The organism is Streptococcus sanguinis SK1 = NCTC 7863 (genome assembly GCF_000194945.1).
GTDB lineage: Bacteria > Bacillota > Bacilli > Lactobacillales > Streptococcaceae > Streptococcus > Streptococcus sanguinis.
Genome location: NZ_GL878511.1, coordinates 163,871 through 180,180 on the forward strand (window position 1 = coordinate 163,871; position 16,310 = coordinate 180,180).

Annotated in this window: 12 protein-coding genes and 1 pseudogene; 4 read left to right on the forward strand and 9 right to left on the reverse strand. The window is 44.5% G+C overall.

All coding sequences use genetic code 11. From position 1 onward, the window contains the following. Positions 1-113 precede the first annotated feature (113 nt). The 7 genes from HMPREF9378_RS01095 to HMPREF9378_RS01065 form a co-directional block, all read right to left on the reverse strand. Complete coding sequence (locus HMPREF9378_RS01095) at positions 114-461, reverse strand: VOC family protein (protein WP_002914391.1); 348 nt, start codon at positions 459-461, stop codon at positions 114-116. Between the two features lie 154 nt (positions 462-615). After that, positions 616-2,391 (reverse strand): pyruvate oxidase, encoded by a 1,776-nt coding sequence (spxB, locus tag HMPREF9378_RS01090; protein ID WP_002914392.1) that lies wholly within the window; start codon positions 2,389-2,391, stop codon positions 616-618. Between the two features lie 352 nt (positions 2,392-2,743). Further along, positions 2,744-4,966: a heavy metal translocating P-type ATPase gene (locus tag HMPREF9378_RS01085; protein WP_023916820.1), complete on the reverse strand. Its 2,223-nt coding sequence runs from the start codon at positions 4,964-4,966 to the stop codon at positions 2,744-2,746. Between the two features lie 10 nt (positions 4,967-4,976). Then, a complete protein-coding gene (locus tag HMPREF9378_RS01080) occupies positions 4,977-5,348 on the reverse strand; it encodes a cupredoxin domain-containing protein (RefSeq protein WP_002901455.1) in 372 nt (123 codons plus the stop codon). Positions 5,349-5,366: 18 nt separating this feature from the next. Then, positions 5,367-5,762, reverse strand: coding sequence for a CopY/TcrY family copper transport repressor (locus HMPREF9378_RS01075; RefSeq protein WP_002914394.1), 396 nt, complete (start codon positions 5,760-5,762; stop codon positions 5,367-5,369). Positions 5,763-5,910: 148 nt separating this feature from the next. Then, on the reverse strand, positions 5,911-6,543 hold the full coding sequence (locus HMPREF9378_RS01070; protein ID WP_002914395.1) for an SGNH/GDSL hydrolase family protein: 633 nt from the start codon (positions 6,541-6,543) through the stop codon (positions 5,911-5,913). After that, positions 6,543-7,373 carry a Cof-type HAD-IIB family hydrolase gene (locus HMPREF9378_RS01065; RefSeq protein ID WP_002914396.1) on the reverse strand — a complete coding sequence of 277 codons (831 nt, stop codon included), beginning with the start codon at positions 7,371-7,373 and terminating at the stop codon, positions 6,543-6,545. Before HMPREF9378_RS01065 ends, HMPREF9378_RS01070 begins: the two co-directional genes overlap by 1 nt. Before the next feature lie 210 nt (positions 7,374-7,583). Here HMPREF9378_RS01065 and HMPREF9378_RS01060 point away from each other — a divergent pair, with 210 nt between their 5' ends. The 3 genes from HMPREF9378_RS01060 to HMPREF9378_RS01050 all read left to right on the forward strand — a co-directional run bounded on the left by HMPREF9378_RS01060 (position 7,584) and on the right by HMPREF9378_RS01050 (position 11,402). Beyond that, a complete protein-coding gene (locus tag HMPREF9378_RS01060) occupies positions 7,584-8,225 on the forward strand; it encodes a GntR family transcriptional regulator (protein WP_002914397.1) in 642 nt (213 codons plus the stop codon). A gap of 247 nt (positions 8,226-8,472) precedes the next feature. Further along, a complete protein-coding gene (locus HMPREF9378_RS01055) occupies positions 8,473-9,663 on the forward strand; it encodes a quaternary amine ABC transporter ATP-binding protein (protein WP_002898349.1) in 1,191 nt (396 codons plus the stop codon). 14 nt (positions 9,664-9,677) lie between these two features. Further along, entirely contained in the window at positions 9,678-11,402 is a 1,725-nt protein-coding gene (locus HMPREF9378_RS01050; RefSeq protein ID WP_002914399.1) for an ABC transporter permease/substrate binding protein, read from the forward strand. Positions 11,403-11,508: 106 nt separating this feature from the next. Here the strand turns inward: HMPREF9378_RS01050 and HMPREF9378_RS01045 are convergent, their stop codons facing one another. Together HMPREF9378_RS01045 and HMPREF9378_RS01040 are read right to left on the reverse strand one after the other, a co-directional pair. After that, positions 11,509-13,638, reverse strand: a complete 2,130-nt coding sequence (locus HMPREF9378_RS01045; RefSeq protein ID WP_002914400.1) for a transglutaminase domain-containing protein — start codon at positions 13,636-13,638, stop codon at positions 11,509-11,511. A gap of 274 nt (positions 13,639-13,912) precedes the next feature. Further along, positions 13,913-15,358, reverse strand: a complete 1,446-nt coding sequence (locus tag HMPREF9378_RS01040) for a glycoside hydrolase family 1 protein (RefSeq protein WP_002914401.1) — start codon at positions 15,356-15,358, stop codon at positions 13,913-13,915. Positions 15,359-15,463: 105 nt separating this feature from the next. Here HMPREF9378_RS01040 and HMPREF9378_RS01035 point away from each other — a divergent pair. Further along, positions 15,464-16,290 (forward strand): annotated as a pseudogene (locus HMPREF9378_RS01035) (helix-turn-helix domain-containing protein). Positions 16,291-16,310 lie beyond the last annotated feature (20 nt).

The following is a 16,310-nucleotide window of genomic DNA, read 5'->3' on the forward strand; positions in this document are numbered from 1 at the left end:
TTAGAAAAAACTTAATTTCTAGCCGAAATATAAGAACAGTTCACATAAAAACGCATAAAATCAACACTTTTGTAATCAGTTGATTTTATGCGTTTTTTCTATGTCAAACAGACCTATTTCATTCGATAAAAATCAATCACTAGACCAGCAGGTCCTTTAACTAGCAGGGATTCTGTTCCCCAATCAGTTACAGCTGGGCCGTGTAAAATTTCAGTACCAAGCTCTTTCAACCGCTGGTAATTCTGGTCTACATCCTCAATCTCGATGTGGAGAATGATTCCTGATTGGAAATTTTCCAAAGGAATCAAATGATTTTGGGACAACATGAGGCAATGACTGCCAATCGTGAACTGAGCAAAACTGTCGTCAACATAATCGGCTTTTTTATCAAAAATACGCTCCAAGTCAGCACAGACTTGGGGAATATCTGAAACGATAATATCTAATTGATTTAAATTCATTGACTATTCTCCATAAAAAGACCAGATTGCTCCGATCTTTTCAAGTTCGACTCTAAGAAAATCAAGTTATAAACAAGACATCAAAGCGCAGGCTGTACCGCTATGCGGCAAGGTGAAGATGACACAGTTTAAATTTGATTTTCAGCGAGAAGAATTATTTAATTGCGCGTGATTGCAATCCTTCTTCTTCCAAGAAGAGGCGGAATGGTACGAGCTCATCTGCTTCGTATTTTTCCTTGAAGGCTTTGATTGCTTCTTCTGAGTGAAGTTTTGGATCGAGTTCAAGTACTTCTACTGGAAGCGGACGGTGTTGAGTGATGCGAGCATCAATGACAACAGTTTTACCTTCTTTGTTGAGTTTCACAGCTTCTGCAACGACTGCGTCGATGTCTTCGATACGGTCAACTGTAAATCCAACAGCTCCTTGAGCTTCAGCGATTTTCGCGTAGTCAGCGTTAGGGAAGTCAACACCAAACAAGTGTTTGTTTGTGTCTTCGTATTTGTTCTTGATGAAGGCATACTCAGCGTTTGAGAAGACAACGTTGATAACTGGAAGGTTGTATTGAACGTTTGTGATAACGTCTGGGTAGCACATGTTGAATGCACCGTCACCCATGATGTTCCACACTTGGCGATCAGGATTGTCTTTCTTAGCAGCGATACCACCAGGAAGGGCAATACCCATTGTCGCAAAGAGTGGAGATGTACGCCACATGTTCTTAGGTGTCATGTGAAGGTGACGAGTTGATGTTTGAGTTGAGTTACCTACGTCGATTGAGTAGATAGCGTCTTGGTCAGCATGTTTATTAATAGCATTGTAAACTTGGTACAATTGCAACTCACCCTCAGTTTTACCTTCTAGTTTGTTCATGTAATCACGCCAGTTTTGGTTGTTTTTCACATTGGCACGCCACCATGGAGTAGACTCAACTGCATCTACCTTATCAAGAATCGCTTTAGCTGCTTGACCTGCATCACCAAGGATTGAAGCGTCAAGGGCATGGCGTTTACCAAGTTTGTAGGGGTCGATATCCACTTGGATGAATTTTTCAGTATTCTTGAAGGCTTCGTAAACTTCAGCAAATGGGAAGTTTGATCCAAGGAAAAGAACTGTATCTGCTTCGAAGACCACTTCGTTGGCTGGTTTCCAACCAACACGGTAAGCAGAACCCGTCAAACCTTCGTAGTTCCATTCAAAAGCTTCAAAGTTTTTACCAGTTGTGATGATTGGAGCTTTGATTTTACGTGACAATTCAGTAATCACTTCACCAGCTTTAACACCACCAAATCCAGCGTAGATAACTGGACGTTCGGCCTTGTTCAAAATTTCAACAGCTTTGTCGATTTCAGTTTCATTCAAAGCAGGAGCGATGAAAGAACGTTCGTATGAACCTGAACCGTAGTATGAGTTTTCGTCTATTTCTTGGAAACCGAAGTTTACTGGAATTTCAACAACAGCTGGCCCTTTTTTAGATACTGCAGCACGGCAAGCTTCGTCGATTACTTTTGGCAATTGCTCAGCGTAAGCTACACGTTTGTTGTATACAGCGATACCGTTGTACATTGGGTTTTGGTTAAGCTCTTGGAAGGCATCCATGTTGAGTTCGTTAACTGGACGTGATCCAAGGATAGCAAGGAATGGAGTGTTATCCATAGCTGCATCGTAAACACCGTTAATCAAGTGAGTCGCACCTGGACCACCTGAACCAACTGCAACCCCGATTGAGCCGCCGAATTTAGCTTGCATCACCGCTGCAAGAGCACCAGTTTCTTCGTGGCGAACTTGCAAGAAACGGATGTCTTTGTCTTCAGCTAAAGCATCCATGAGCGAGCTGAGTGTTCCTGATGGGATACCGTAGATGGTATCTACGCCCCATGTTTTCAATACGTTGAGCATTGCTGCAGATGCAGTAATTTTTCCTTGAGTCATTGTAACTCTCCTTTAAATCTATTTTGATCCTTTAAAAATGTAGCATAGCGCTTCTACTCCATCTTTGCGATCAGGTTTCGTTTTGAAAATGAGTTTTTTCTGACATTTCTCATGAAAACGATTTACAAAACGATTACAGTATTAATTTATCACAAAGAGATTCACATATATAAGAATCTGCTCAGAGATGCTCAATCCCTATTACATAACAGATGCTCTTTTTTTTGAGAAAATTTCACAAACTATAGTAGAATAGGATATTTTATTATAATTTGCATGCACCTCTAAGACTTGTAGCTGTAGGAAATCAAACAAAAAGCGATACAAAATTCTGTATCACTTTTTATTTCATTTAATCAATTTTCTCAACATTGAGAAGCAGCGAACTAGTCAAAACAGACAAAGAGCTAAGGGCCATAGCAAGACCTGCTAGTTCTGGATTGAGGGTCAATCCCAGTCCTACAAAGACTCCAGCAGCAATTGGAAGCCCAAGGATATTGTAGATAGAGGCCCAGAAGAGATTGAGTAAGATCCTGCGGAAGGTCTTTTGACTCATGTCAAAGGCGCGCACAACGCCAAGTAAATCATTTTGCGTGAGCACGATGCCACCGGACTCGATCGCAATATCCGTTCCAGATCCCATAGCGATCCCCACATCCGCGATCGAGAGAGCTGGAGCATCATTGATCCCATCTCCAACAAAGGCGACCTTGCTAGCTTCTTGCAGTTTTTGGATGGCGCTAGCTTTTTCTTGAGGAAGGACATCAGCAATGACGGTGTCAATTCCCACTTGCTTAGCAATAGCTTGGGCCACCCGTTCATTATCCCCCGTTAACATGACCGTTTTCAAGCCCCGTTCTTTGAGCTTTTTGATCGCTTCTTTTGAGCTGGCCTTCGGAGCATCTTGAATGGCAATCAAGCCAATCACTTGCCCATCCACAGACAAACTGATCACTGTTTTGGCCTGCTCTTGCAACTCTACCATCCGTTTTTCAAGCTCCGGATCCATCGCTGTCCCGTCATGAAGTTTGCCATTTCCCAAGGTCACCAACTGCTGGTCGATCTGACCTTGGACCCCTTTTCCTTCAATCGCTTGGAAGTTTTCCACAGGGAATAACACCAAACCTTTTTCTTCTGCTTGGGATAACACCGCTTGGGCTAGTGGATGTTCTGAAAAAGTTTCAAGACTAGCAGCCAGTGTCAAGACACGCGCTTCATCTCCTACAACATCGGTTACAAGTGGTTGGCCAATGGTAATAGTCCCTGTCTTATCAAACACAACGGTTTGAATCTTTTGCACTTCTTGAAGAACCGTTCCATTTTTAATCAGAACCCCCATCTTGGCACTACGGCCGGTTCCGACCATCAGGGCTGTTGGGGTTGCTAAACCAAGGGCACAAGGACAGGCAATAATGAGGACAGAGACTGCATAGAGCATGGCCTCTTGAAGCGACGCGCCCAGAAGCACGGACCAAACCCAGAAAGTCGCAATGGCCAAAATCGTCACCACTGGAACAAAGATACCTGAAATCTTATCCGTCAAATCTTGAATAGGAGCACGACTGGATTGGGCCATTTTGACAAAGTCCACAATTTGAGATAAGAGGGTCTCACTACCGACTTTTTCAGCCTTAAAGAGAATGGTCCCATTGCTGTTGATAGTGGAGCCGATAACTGCATCACCAACTGATTTTTCCACAGGCAAGCTTTCACCTGTCACCATCGACTCATCAATGGTCGTACTTCCTTCTACAATCGTCCCATCAACCGCAATCTTTTCCCCAGGACGGACCCGAATCAAGTCATCAATTTGGATATCTTCTGCCGCCACCTCGACATAGTTCCCATCACGGAGAACTTGAGCCGTTTTTGCCTGCAAATCCAACAACTTTTCCACAGCCTCGGAGGCATTGTTACGCATCCGTTCTTCAAAGATTTGCCCTAAGAGGATAAAGAAGATGATAAAACCCGCAGCCTCAAAGTATACTGGCTGACCAGTAAAAAGGGCAAATACACTATAGACATAGGCTACCAGGGTTCCAAGAGCTACCAAGGTATCCATATTGGAATGGTGCTTCTTAAATGAGGCCCAGGCACTCTTGATAAAAGGAACTCCTGCTACCAACATGATCGGCGTTGTCGCTAGAAAAGTCCCCCAGCGACTGACTGTATGGGATACAAATCCTGCCATCATCCCGATCATCAAGATCAATAAAGGAAGGGTAAAGATACTAGTAATCCAAAAGCGATCCCGTAAACTTAAGACACGACGGCGTTTTTCCACAACCGTGTAGGAACCCTTTTGCATCTTCATTCCACATGAAAACTCGAAGTCCCCTGTTTCTGTCGGGGTAAAGGATATCACCTTATCCACACCGACTTCCAAAGGCTCTAAAATCCCCTGATCTTCAAACAAAATTTCCTTGTAACAGCCGGAAGGATTGACCCGATGGAAGGTGATTTCAGCAGGGATCCCTTTTTGAAGTTGAAATTCTTTGGGACTATAGCCCTTTTCTGCTGTAATACGGATCTTTTGCACTCCGTTTTCCACAACTGCTTTTTGTTTTTCTACCATACCTACTCCTTTATTCCACAATCATGTGACCATGCATCATGTTCATTCCACATGAATACCCATATTCGCCCGCTTTTTCTGGCGTAATTTCAATGACATGTTTTTCACCTAAAGGCAAATCTTCGTGAACGCCAAAATCTGGAAAGATCACTTGAGCCAGACATGAAGATGGATCCTTGCGATTAAAGATGATCCGGGCTGGAACATTCTTTTTCAGGACAATGGTTTCAGGCGAATAGCCCCCCATGACTTCGACTTCAATTTCTTGATAACCTGATTTCTGACGAGCGTGGCCGCTTACCTTTTCATGCTCTGCAAAGAACCACCAAGCAATAAAAGCAACCACAAGTAAACAAACAATACTAATCAACAATCCAAACATGGAATTTCCTTCTTTCTACTACATACAATTGCAAGGGACTGTTTCGACAGCCTCTGCTTTCTTTTCATCGAGGACCCGCTGCAGCTGATTAAGATCTGCAAGCGTAAAGTCACTCTCCTGAATCAAGTTTTCAAGCACCTGGACAATTCTTTTTGAGCAAACCTTGTCTTTCACCTCCTCAACCACCAAGTCTAAACTCTGGTCCTGCTTCAACAAAGCCGAGTAAACAAAGGCTTTGCCTGATTTTTCTCTAGTCAAACATCCTTTCTCCACCAAGCGGGTCAAGAGAGTCTTGACCGTCGACTTCGACCAGTCAAAGCGCTCGGACAAGACGGCGATCAAATCCGTGCTGGTCTGCTTGCCTTCCATCCAGATAATCTTCATGATGCGCCATTCCGCATTGGAAATTTTCATGGCTTCTCCTTTCAAAATCTACATTTGTAAATTTTATAATGCTATTTTACCTCTAAGATTTACATTTGTCAACCAAAAGTTTTAAAAAAAACAAATCTTCCTTTGAAGATTTGTCTGGTTGGGCTTTTTTCGCTCCCTATTTTTATCTCTATAACGTCTCCTGCAAAACCTTGGACAGGGCTGCATAGCCAGCAATGGTCAGATGGAGGCCGTCAGTTGTGTAGTCTGGGCGCAGCTGGCCTTTCTCGTCCAGAAAAGCATCGTAGAGATCGATAAACTGGACGTTCATGTAGGCGCTAGCCAGCTGACGATAGGCCTGATTAAGTGCCTGAATCTTTTCATTGCTGCGGACATAGACCGTGCTCTTGTAGGCTGGAGCTTCATTGACGGGAAGGACAGACAGCAACTGGATCTGAGCCAGAGGATAGTCACGAGAAATCTCCTGAATAACGGCTTCCAAATTAGCCAGCGTTTCTGTCTGAGGCATCTCCTTGCCAATATCGTTGGTACCTATCAGGATAAAGACCTTATCCAAAGCCTGCCCAAAGAGATGGGCATCTAGGTTTTCTAAAAGCAAATCAGTCTTATAGCCCCGAATGCCACGGTTAATCAGTCTTTTATCCGTCTGTAAGAGCTCCTGAAGCGGATAGTATTCTACGATGGAGTCTCCAATAAAGATGATGTCTGGCTCCTTGACAGAGAGTTGATTGAGCTCTCTGTAGTTTTGCTGCAATTTTGCCTGCTCCTTGAGAAGCCATTCTTCTAGTAATTGTACTGCCATTATTCCCTTTCCTCTTCTAAGTATTGCTCAAGTATCTGTAAAACACCGGCTTCTGTATTTGCTGGCGCTAGGTAGTCCGCTATCTTTTTGACCCGCTCATCGCCATTCTCCATAGCGTAAGAAATACCTGCTAATTCAAGCATTTCTATGTCATTTTCACTATCCCCAAAAGCCATTATTTCTGAGCTTTGAATCTGCCACTTAGCCATCAGCTGCTGCAAGCCCCAAGCCTTGTGCATCCCATCTTGGAGGATGTCAATCGCACCGTAACCACTGGCAACAGCGCTCAATCGGCCAGCAAAATGCTGATTAATCAGACGAGCATGCTCTGCTGCTGCAGCCTCTTCTACCATCATACTCATTTTTAAGACCTTGTCAAAGGGATAATCCTGAAGGCTTGGCAAAAAGTTCATTCGCTTGTAGAAGAGCTGAGCCATTTCCTTAGTCATGACTTTTTCAATCAAGGGAAACTCTGTCCCCTCCTGGACAAAGCCGCCTATTTCAGAGGTCACAACCAGCTGAAGCTCCCTTTCACGACCGGAAAAATAATCCAGCGCATCCCTAATCAATCCAGGTTCCCAGAAGCTGCTCATGCTTAGCCGATTCTTTTCAAAAATCCTCGCTCCGTTGGCGACTACCAAGGTCATGCGTTCTACCAAATCTCCCAATAGCAGGCGCATCCGTGGAATTTCATTACCAGTAGCCACCACAAAGCGAATGTCTCTCTTCTCCAGCTCATCTAAAATAGTAGTCAGACGCGGCAAATCCAGCTGTCCCTGTCCGTCCAGCAAGGTTCCATCCATGTCTGTCGCTATCATCTTTATACTCATTTTTTATCCATTTCTATTTTTAGCATCTGGTTTTTACTGTTCCTTTTCCAGAAAACCTCTGACTTTTAGACATATTATACTACTTAAAAAAGTAAAAAGAAAGGCAAGAAGAGGCGGATAAGACGGTCGATTTTACAAAGGGCACTTTTCAATCCTCCAGTTTTATATTATAATCATAGCTATATTCCTGTCGTAAAATTGGAGGTCCTCATGAGCAAAAAAGAAGTCGCATTCCCACGCTACCAGCAGATTGCCGTCGCCATTGCCGAGCGAATCGTTGACGGCAAATATCCTATCGGCAGCAAGATCTATGCTCGCTCTACCTTAGCCAGCAACTTCAATGTCTCCCCTGAAACAGCCCGCAAGGCTATTAATGTGCTGGTAGATTTGGAAATCATGGAAGTCCGTCATGGCAGTGGGGCCTTCATTTCCTCCAAGGAAAAAGCTCAGCAGTTTCTCAAGACCTATAAAGATGTCAACTCTCTGCAGGACCTCAAAAGCAAGCTCCACCAGAGCATCCAGCGCCAAGAGGAAGAATTTGCAAACTTTTCCCAGCTCCTTAACCAGCTTCTCAGCCGAACTAAAGATGTCCAGCAGCGCTTCCCTTTTAATCCCTACGAGCTCCAGCTCTCAGCAGACGCCATCAACCTAGGAAAATCTATCAATGAGCTCAATATCTGGCACTCGACTGGCGCTACCATTGTCGCAGTCCAGCAGGGAGACCAACTCCTAATCTCGCCTGGTCCTTATACCAAGCTGGAAGCCGGCAATACCATCTACTTTGTTGGCAACGAATTATCGGTCGGTTTGATGCATAATTTATTTTTTAATGAAATTGAAACAAACAAGTGAAACAGCACTTGTTTTTTTCTTTGTCAAAAAACAGAATAGACAGGCGAATCCGCTGTCTGACAAGGTTTTTACGACTTTCAAAAATATTTCAAAAAATCACTCCCCTTTTTTATAATAGCCGAAAAAGGCCGTTCTGACGGTCTTTTGGGTTTGACAAAGTGACCACACGATGTTATACTGTGATGGTCTTTTAAGTGACAACTTATCAAAATAAACATGTAGTCACTTTTACAAAAGGAGAAATACGTTGAATAAACTAGAAGTAAAACATTTGACTAAAATTTTCGGTAAAAGGCAAAAGCAAGCTCTGGAAATGGTGCAGCAGGCCAAAAGCAAAACGGAAATTTTAGAAAAAACCGGTGCTACTGTCGGAGTTTACGATGTAAACTTTGAGGTTCAGACCGGAGAAATTTTTGTCATCATGGGACTGTCCGGTAGTGGTAAGTCTACCCTTATCCGCCTGCTCAACCGATTGATTGACCCGACATCAGGCGACATTTACATCGACGGCCAAGATGTAGCCAAGATGAACGAAGAGGAGCTGCGTGACGTTCGCCGCCACAAGCTCAATATGGTCTTCCAAAACTTTGGACTCTTCCCGCATCGGACCATTCTGGAAAATACTGAGTTCGGTCTGGAAGTCCGAGGTGTTGATAAGGAGGAGCGCACGCGCCTAGCTGAACAAGCTCTGGACAATGCTGGTCTCCTGTCCTTCAAGGATCAATACCCCGATCAGCTCTCCGGTGGGATGCAGCAGCGGGTCGGTCTAGCTCGAGCTTTGGCCAACAATCCTGATATTCTGCTCATGGACGAAGCCTTCTCAGCTCTAGATCCCCTTATCCGCCGAGAAATGCAGGATGAACTGCTGGATCTGCAGGCAGAGCATGAGCGTACTATTATCTTTATCACCCACGATCTCAATGAGGCCCTGCGTATCGGTGACCGTATTGCTATTATGGCTGACGGTCAGATTATGCAAATTGGCACCGGTGAGGAAATCCTGACCAATCCAGCCAACGACTTCGTTCGAGAGTTCGTTGAAGATGTTGACCGCTCCAAGGTCTTGACTGCCCAGAATATCATGACAACGCCACTGACTACTAACATTGACATTGACGGACCAACCGTGGCCCTTAATCGCATGAAAAAAGAAGAGGTCAGTATGCTGCTGGCTGTTGATAGGAAGCGACATCTTAAGGGTAGTCTAACTGCCGAAGCCGCCCGCGATGCCCGTAAACAGCATCAAGCACTGGCTGAAGTGATTGATAAGAACGTCCGCAAGGTCACTCAGGAAACCCTGATTACCGATATTTTCCCGCTGATTTACGATTCACCAGCGCCTCTGGCCGTTGTAGATGATAAGGACAAGTTAGTCGGCGTTATTATCAAAGGTCGAGTCATCGAAGCCTTGGCCAATACTACTGAATCTGAAGAATAAGGGAGGTTCGCATTTTGAATATTTTACAACAGCCAATCCCCGTTTCTCAATGGGTTGAGGCCTTTACTAACTGGGTAACTGATACCTTCTCCGGGCTTTTCTCGGTTCTTCAGGCTATCGGAAATGCCATCATGAATGGAATGACAGACACCCTGCTCTTCATTCCACCCCTGCTCTTTATCGCAGTCATCACTATTTTTACCTATTTGATTTCCAAACGTAAGATGGGGCTGCCCCTGCTCACCTTCCTAGGCCTGCTCTTTGTTTACAACCAAGGCCTCTGGGAAAATCTCATGAACACTGTGACCTTGGTCATCGTCTCCAGTGCCATTTCCATTATCATCGGTATTCCACTGGGGATTTGGATGGCTAAGAGCAATCGCGTCGAAGCCGTTATCAAGCCCTTGCTGGACTTTATGCAGACCATGCCAGCCTTTGTCTACCTGATACCGGCCGTAGCCTTCTTCGGCATTGGTATGGTGCCTGGGGTCTTTGCCTCTGTCATCTTTGCCCTGCCACCGACTGTCCGCTTTACCAATCTAGCCATTCGTCAGATTCCAACCGAGCTGATTGAAGCGTCAGACTCCTTCGGGGGCACTGGCAAGCAGAAGCTCTTCAAAGTCGAGCTGCCTCTGGCTAAAAATACCATCCTAGCTGGGGTCAATCAGACCATCATGCTGGCTCTTTCAATGGTCGTTACCGCCTCTATGATTGGGGCGCCAGGACTGGGCCGCGGCGTTCTCTCTGCCCTGCAGCATGCCGACATCGGTTCCGGCTTTGTCAATGGGGTATCTCTGGTTATCCTGGCCATTATCATTGACCGCCTGACCCAGAAGCTCAACCAGCCTCTGGCTAAAAAATCACCGGTCACTGCCAAGGAAAAACGCAAGAAGATTATGCTCTGGTCTGCTCTGGCTGCTGTCATCCTGACAGCCTTTGTCGGAAATCAAGTAACCAAGCTTCAGCAAAGCAAAAAAGAAAAGGTCAACCTTGCCTATGTTGAATGGGACTCCGAAGTTGCCTCAACCAATGTCGTAGCGGAAGCTCTCAAGGAAATGGGCTACGATGTCACCATCACACCGCTGGACAATGCCGTTATGTGGAAGTCCGTTGCTAATGGCGAAGCCGATGCCATGGTTTCTGCCTGGTTGCCGACCACCCATGCTTCTCTCTATGAGGAGTACAAGGACAAGCTAGTGGACTTGGGGCCAAACCTTGAGGGCGTTAAAACAGGGCTAGTCGTACCAAGCTATATGGACGCTGACTCTATCGAAGACCTGTCAGACCAAGCCAAGAAAACCATCACAGGTATTGAGCCCGGCGCTGGTATCATGACCGCGACTGAGAAGACTATGCAAGAATACAGCAATCTCAGTGGCTGGAATCTTTCTTCTTCCTCAACAGGAGCCATGACCACTGCTCTGGATCAGGCTATTAAGAATAAAGAAGATATCATCGTAACCGGCTGGTCACCTCACTGGATGTTCTCCAAATACGACCTCAAATACCTCAAGGATTCTAAGGGAACCATGGGTGGCAAGGAAGCTATCCACACTATTACTCGAAAAAATCTAGACAAGGACTTGCCAGAAGTCAATAAGGTCCTAGACAACTTCAACTGGACCCAAAAGGACATGGAAGAAGTCATGCTTAAGATTAACGAAGGCAGCTCACCAGAAGCTGCAGCCAAAGAGTGGATCAAAAACCACCAGAAAGAAGTCGAAAGTTGGAAGAAATAAAAGCATAGAAAAACCCTGAGATACTGTTATCTCAGGGTTTTTGATTAGCTTCTTTCTTGTCTTACAAGACTTAGGCATCTTTTAAAGATTGCTTCTATTTGGAGCATCATTCTTTAATAGCATCTTCGTATCTGTCAAAGGCATAGTGGCTCTGTGCGTAGAGTGGATTATCCATGGCCAATAGCAAGTATTCATTTTCTGTTTTATTGCTGTCTCCATCAGAGTCATTCCAGGTAACATCTAAGGCCAGCCACTGACCATCTACTTTTGCGAAGTTCCAAGCATGCGGGTCAAAATCATCTGTATTTCCACTCACATACATGGTTTCGAGACCAGCTTCCTGAGCAAGAGCCTGGAAAGTTACAGCGTAAGCTTGACAGACTCCCTTACCCTCAAATAGCGGACCAGTAATATCAAAACTAGATTCATACTTGCGAATACCGTCTTGCATATCTTTAAACGCTTTTGAAATAGCTTCTTCTGATTCTTTATTCTCAATAGATGTTTTGTAATTCAAAAAGCCTTGGTAAGCAGCCTTATCATAGCTAATATGCTCAATCATATACTGATTAATCGCCTCAATCTTTTCTCGATCGCTCATCTGGTCTTTGATGATGTCTTTGACAATCTCTTTGACTTTTTTGCGGGCCTTCTTATATTTGGCTGTTTCATTAGCATCGTATTTAAAACTTACCACATGTTGCTTAGCATCAATGGTAGGAACCACTCCCTGCTGAATGACTGGATTTTGCTCTAAAACATCGTGAAGCAATTCACTGACATCTCCTTCACTCAGCTCTGGAAACTCACTGTAATCAACATATTCAGCATCTGACAGAAGGGCCTTAGCAAAATATTCCTGCGCTGCACTTCTGGCTGCCACCCTTTCCTCAATGTCACTAACATCATGAACGACTGTTTTACCCTTGAGATCCAAGTCAGCCTGCTCTACACTGATATATTTCTCTGAAACACCCGACTTGTTTTCCTCTTTATTGACCTTTTCATTATGCTTATCTACAACAGGCTGCACTTCTTCTACACTGGCCTGTTCAATGAAAAAGTCCGTTTTGACAGTAGGCATGCCCTTGATAGAGACCAGACATCTGACATCCCGGCCTTCTTTTTCAATTTTTTCATAGACGATTGGAAAGTTCTGAATCTGGCCATCCATCATCTGCAGCGGTGCTTCTTCAGGAATGTTTCCTTTCTGCCTCAGGGCGGAAACCTGGTCAGAAAAAGTCCGAAAATCGATTTGATTCGGCATCAGTTTCGCAAAGCTATCAGATGAGATAGGATTGCTGATAGTTCCTAAAGCTTCTTTGTCTTTAAGGGGAACAACAAGGAGTTCATAAGGCTTTTTCTCAACCGTTTTCTTACTGTAATCCTGGTCGTAAGCCTGCAGCAACCGTTGTCTGGCAAGAATTGGATCATCACCAGAACGGCCTCCGTTGCGGCTATCATAGTGGGTAGGCAAATCTGTCCGATACACTGTCGAAGTGACCCGATCGACCTCTTTATAGTTATAAAGGCCTGTCTTCGTATCACTGCCAGGCATGGTCACATACTCTCTTTTTATAATGGAATAAGAGTCCGCTCCCGGTACTTCCGTCCATTCCAGCTGCAAGCGACCATCTCCGAGCAGACTGCTCTTGGTTTTCAGGGCTAGCTTGTCGCGCCCTTTCTTATCTATTTTAACAATCCAAAGTTTTGGTTTTTTAAGCTTTTTACCTGTGCGCTCATCATCACGTTGCAGCAAATAGAGCGTATCAAAGACACCCCAGCTCTCACCTTGCTTGGCTAGACCATATTCCGTATGCTCTCCATTTGGCTCCACTCTAGTCGCAGAGAAATGATAAGCTGGCTCAATCACTATCTGCCGCTTATCATTCATCTTGAAGTCACCCCCTAAAATAGCTCGTAAGTTGCTGTCCCCATAAATTTCAAAGGAAGAAATCAACTCGGTCTGTCCTTCATGTGGCAGTGTCTCAAAATCGTTAGGCTTTTGTACCTCTGTCGGAAAGGTAATAGGCTCATTTTCCTTGATCTGAATGACCTTTTCTTGGACATCATAAGGAGTATTTTTGCTGTATTTTTCTCTCAGCTTACGAACACTTTCCGAAAATTGGCTGCCTTGCTCTCCCGGACCTCCACCGTTCTTTTGAAAAAGACTGCAGCCCATCAGAAAACAAATCAACAGAGTAAGCAGAGAAATGAAACGGATTTTCCTACTCATGATTTCCCCTCCTGAAGTAAATATTCTTAATATATTATACCATATTTTATTTGAGGTGTCTTTGTTTTTTGTAAACGGATTCAAATATCTGCAATTTTGCGAATAAACTCTTAATTTTTTTATAGAGACAGCTTCCCTCAAACTACTGCATTTTCTCCTCTTGCTTTTAAAATCAAGAGGCTTCAGCCAATTACCTCCTTAAAACATAGAAAAACCAAGCCAGATAGGACTTGGTTTATTTTATAAGGAGCCATTTTATTTTGATTTAAGTCATTCAATCCTGATAGAGACTATCTCCATTCGTCGCAATGACTTCTTTGTACCAATCAAAAGATTTTTTCTTATAGCGGGCTAGAGTTCCGCTACCATCATCGTTGCGGTCAACGTAGATAAAGCCGTAACGCTTACTGAGTTCTGCCGTGCTGGCTGAGACCAGGTCAATACAGCCCCAAGTCGTGTAACCTAGCAGTTCTACGCCATCTTCCAGCGCTTCTCCAACCTGCTGCAAATGCTGTTTAAGATAATCAATACGGTAGTCATCTTCAACCGTTGGGCCATTTGGACCATCCACCAAGACATCCTTGGCACCGAGACCATTTTCCACGATAAAGAGAGGCAACTGATAGCGATCATAAAAGCTATTTAGCACCAAGCGCAGACCGACTGGGTCAATCTGCCAGCCCCATTCTGAGCTAGCCAGATGAGGATTCATAATACCACCTAAAAGATTGCCTCGGCCGGAAGAATAATTTTCCGGATCATGGGCCGCAACCACACTCATGTAGTAGGAGAAGGAAATAAAGTCTACAGTATTTTCAGCCAAAAGCTCTTTGTCTCCCGGCGCAAACTGAATCTCAATCCCATTCTCCTTGAAGAAACGATTGATATAGGCTGGATATTTTCCACGCGCATGGATATCAGAGAAGAGGTAGTTTTGATTTTCAAATTCCCGAGCTGCCAGAACATCTTCAGGTTTAGGTGTCATGGGATAGGCCGGCATGGCGAGAACCATACAGCCAATCTTAAAATCAGGATTGATCTCATGACCAATCTTCGTTGCTAAGGCAGACGCCACCAGCTCATGATGGACCGCTTGATAGAGGTCCTGCTTGGATAACTCTTCAGCTGGCGTGGCAATGCCGCCACTCATAAAGGGCGCATGGAGAACAGAGTTGATTTCATTAAAGGTCAGCCAATACTTGACCTTGTCCCTGTAGCGGGTAAAAACCGTGCGAACATAGCGCTCGTAGAAGCCAATCAAATCACGGTTGGCCCAGCCATTGTATTGACGCGCCAAATGCAGGGGCGTTTCATAGTGAGACAGGGTAATCAGCGGCTCAATGCCATATTTGGCCAGTTCATCAAAAAGATTGTCATAGAATTGCAGACCAGCTTCATTGGGTTCCAGCTCGTCCCCGTTTGGGAAAATCCGAGACCAGGCAATGGAAGTCCGGTAGACCTTGAAGCCCATCTCTGCAAAGAAGGCAATGTCCTCCTTATAGCGATGATAGAAATCAATCCCTTCCAGCTTGAGATTATCTGGTGTCGGCCCCTCAGTAATCAAAGGATTGCGGTCACCTGGCTTGGCTGGCACTCCGCCTTTTGGAGTCACATCCTGAACAGACAGGCCTTTTCCATCCAGATTATAGGCACCTTCATACTGGTTAGCTGCAGTTGCACCGCCCCAGAGGAAATTCTGCGGAAATTTACCCATTTGCATTTTCTCGCTTTCGTTTTTTTTATATTTATATTATAATAGTTGTCAAGCATATTTTCTAACACAATTATCTTAATAAATTGTACTATTCTATGAAAGAGTGTCCCCATGATTGATTTAGGCCAACTACATAAAAATACCGTTTTTAAAAACCAACGAACCCCTTATTCTCTGACCCGCACCATCACTGAGAATGGTCATCCAGATATTCTTTTTCACTGGCATACCGATGTTGAAATGATTTATGTCCACGAAGGAAAAGCACAATTTCATATTGACGACGACTACTTTAACAGCGAAAAAGGTGATATTATCCTGATCCGCCCTAATGCCCTGCACTCCATCCATCCCATCAACGACGAGCGCCATTATATGGACGCCATTAATTTTCATCTGGATCTGATGGGCTACTCTGCCATGGATCAGGCCAGCATCAACTATCTGCAGCCCCTCTACAATGGTCAGCTGGACTTGACTCATGTGATCAAGCCCAATGATACAGCCTATGCGGAGATTCGCCAGTTCCTCTTAGCAGCTATGGAAACAGGCTATTTCCGCAAATCTTACTACGAGTTTCAGCTCAAAGCCCAGCTCAACCAGCTCTTCTACCTACTCTTTGAGAATGGCTATGTCATTTCCAAAGACCTGTCACCAGAAGGATATCGCAAAGAAGAAAAGATTCGCTCCATCATCGACTACATCAATGCCCACTACCAAGAAGACCTGAATATTGACCAACTGGCTGGCATCTGGGCGTTTCCTGCATTGAGTACCTAATCCAATTCCGCTTGCGCAAGGCAGCCGAACTCCTGCAGCACTCCAACCTCTCTGTACTAGAAATCTCCAGCCAAGCTGGCTTTAATAACCTGTCCAACTTCAACCGCCAGTTCAAAAAATACTATCAAATGACACCAAGTCAGTATCGGAAGAAATGAAGCTCTACAATGGAAAATAA

What these genes read in the sequence shown, in the direction of transcription:
- HMPREF9378_RS01095 (WP_002914391.1), bottom strand. Translation starts at nt 461, where the DNA reads ATGAATTTAAATCAATTAGATATTATCGTTTCAGATATTCCCCAAGTC.
- spxB (WP_002914392.1), bottom strand. Translation starts at nt 2,391, where the DNA reads ATGACTCAAGGAAAAATTACTGCATCTGCAGCAATGCTCAACGTATTG.
- HMPREF9378_RS01085 (WP_023916820.1), bottom strand. Translation starts at nt 4,966, where the DNA reads ATGGTAGAAAAACAAAAAGCAGTTGTGGAAAACGGAGTGCAAAAGATC.
- HMPREF9378_RS01080 (WP_002901455.1), bottom strand. Translation starts at nt 5,348, where the DNA reads ATGTTTGGATTGTTGATTAGTATTGTTTGTTTACTTGTGGTTGCTTTT.
- HMPREF9378_RS01075 (WP_002914394.1), bottom strand. Translation starts at nt 5,762, where the DNA reads ATGAAAATTTCCAATGCGGAATGGCGCATCATGAAGATTATCTGGATG.
- HMPREF9378_RS01070 (WP_002914395.1), bottom strand. Translation starts at nt 6,543, where the DNA reads ATGGCAGTACAATTACTAGAAGAATGGCTTCTCAAGGAGCAGGCAAAA.
- HMPREF9378_RS01065 (WP_002914396.1), bottom strand. Translation starts at nt 7,373, where the DNA reads ATGAGTATAAAGATGATAGCGACAGACATGGATGGAACCTTGCTGGAC.
- HMPREF9378_RS01060 (WP_002914397.1), top strand. Translation starts at nt 7,584, where the DNA reads ATGAGCAAAAAAGAAGTCGCATTCCCACGCTACCAGCAGATTGCCGTC.
- HMPREF9378_RS01045 (WP_002914400.1), bottom strand. Translation starts at nt 13,638, where the DNA reads ATGAGTAGGAAAATCCGTTTCATTTCTCTGCTTACTCTGTTGATTTGT.
- HMPREF9378_RS01040 (WP_002914401.1), bottom strand. Translation starts at nt 15,358, where the DNA reads ATGCAAATGGGTAAATTTCCGCAGAATTTCCTCTGGGGCGGTGCAACT.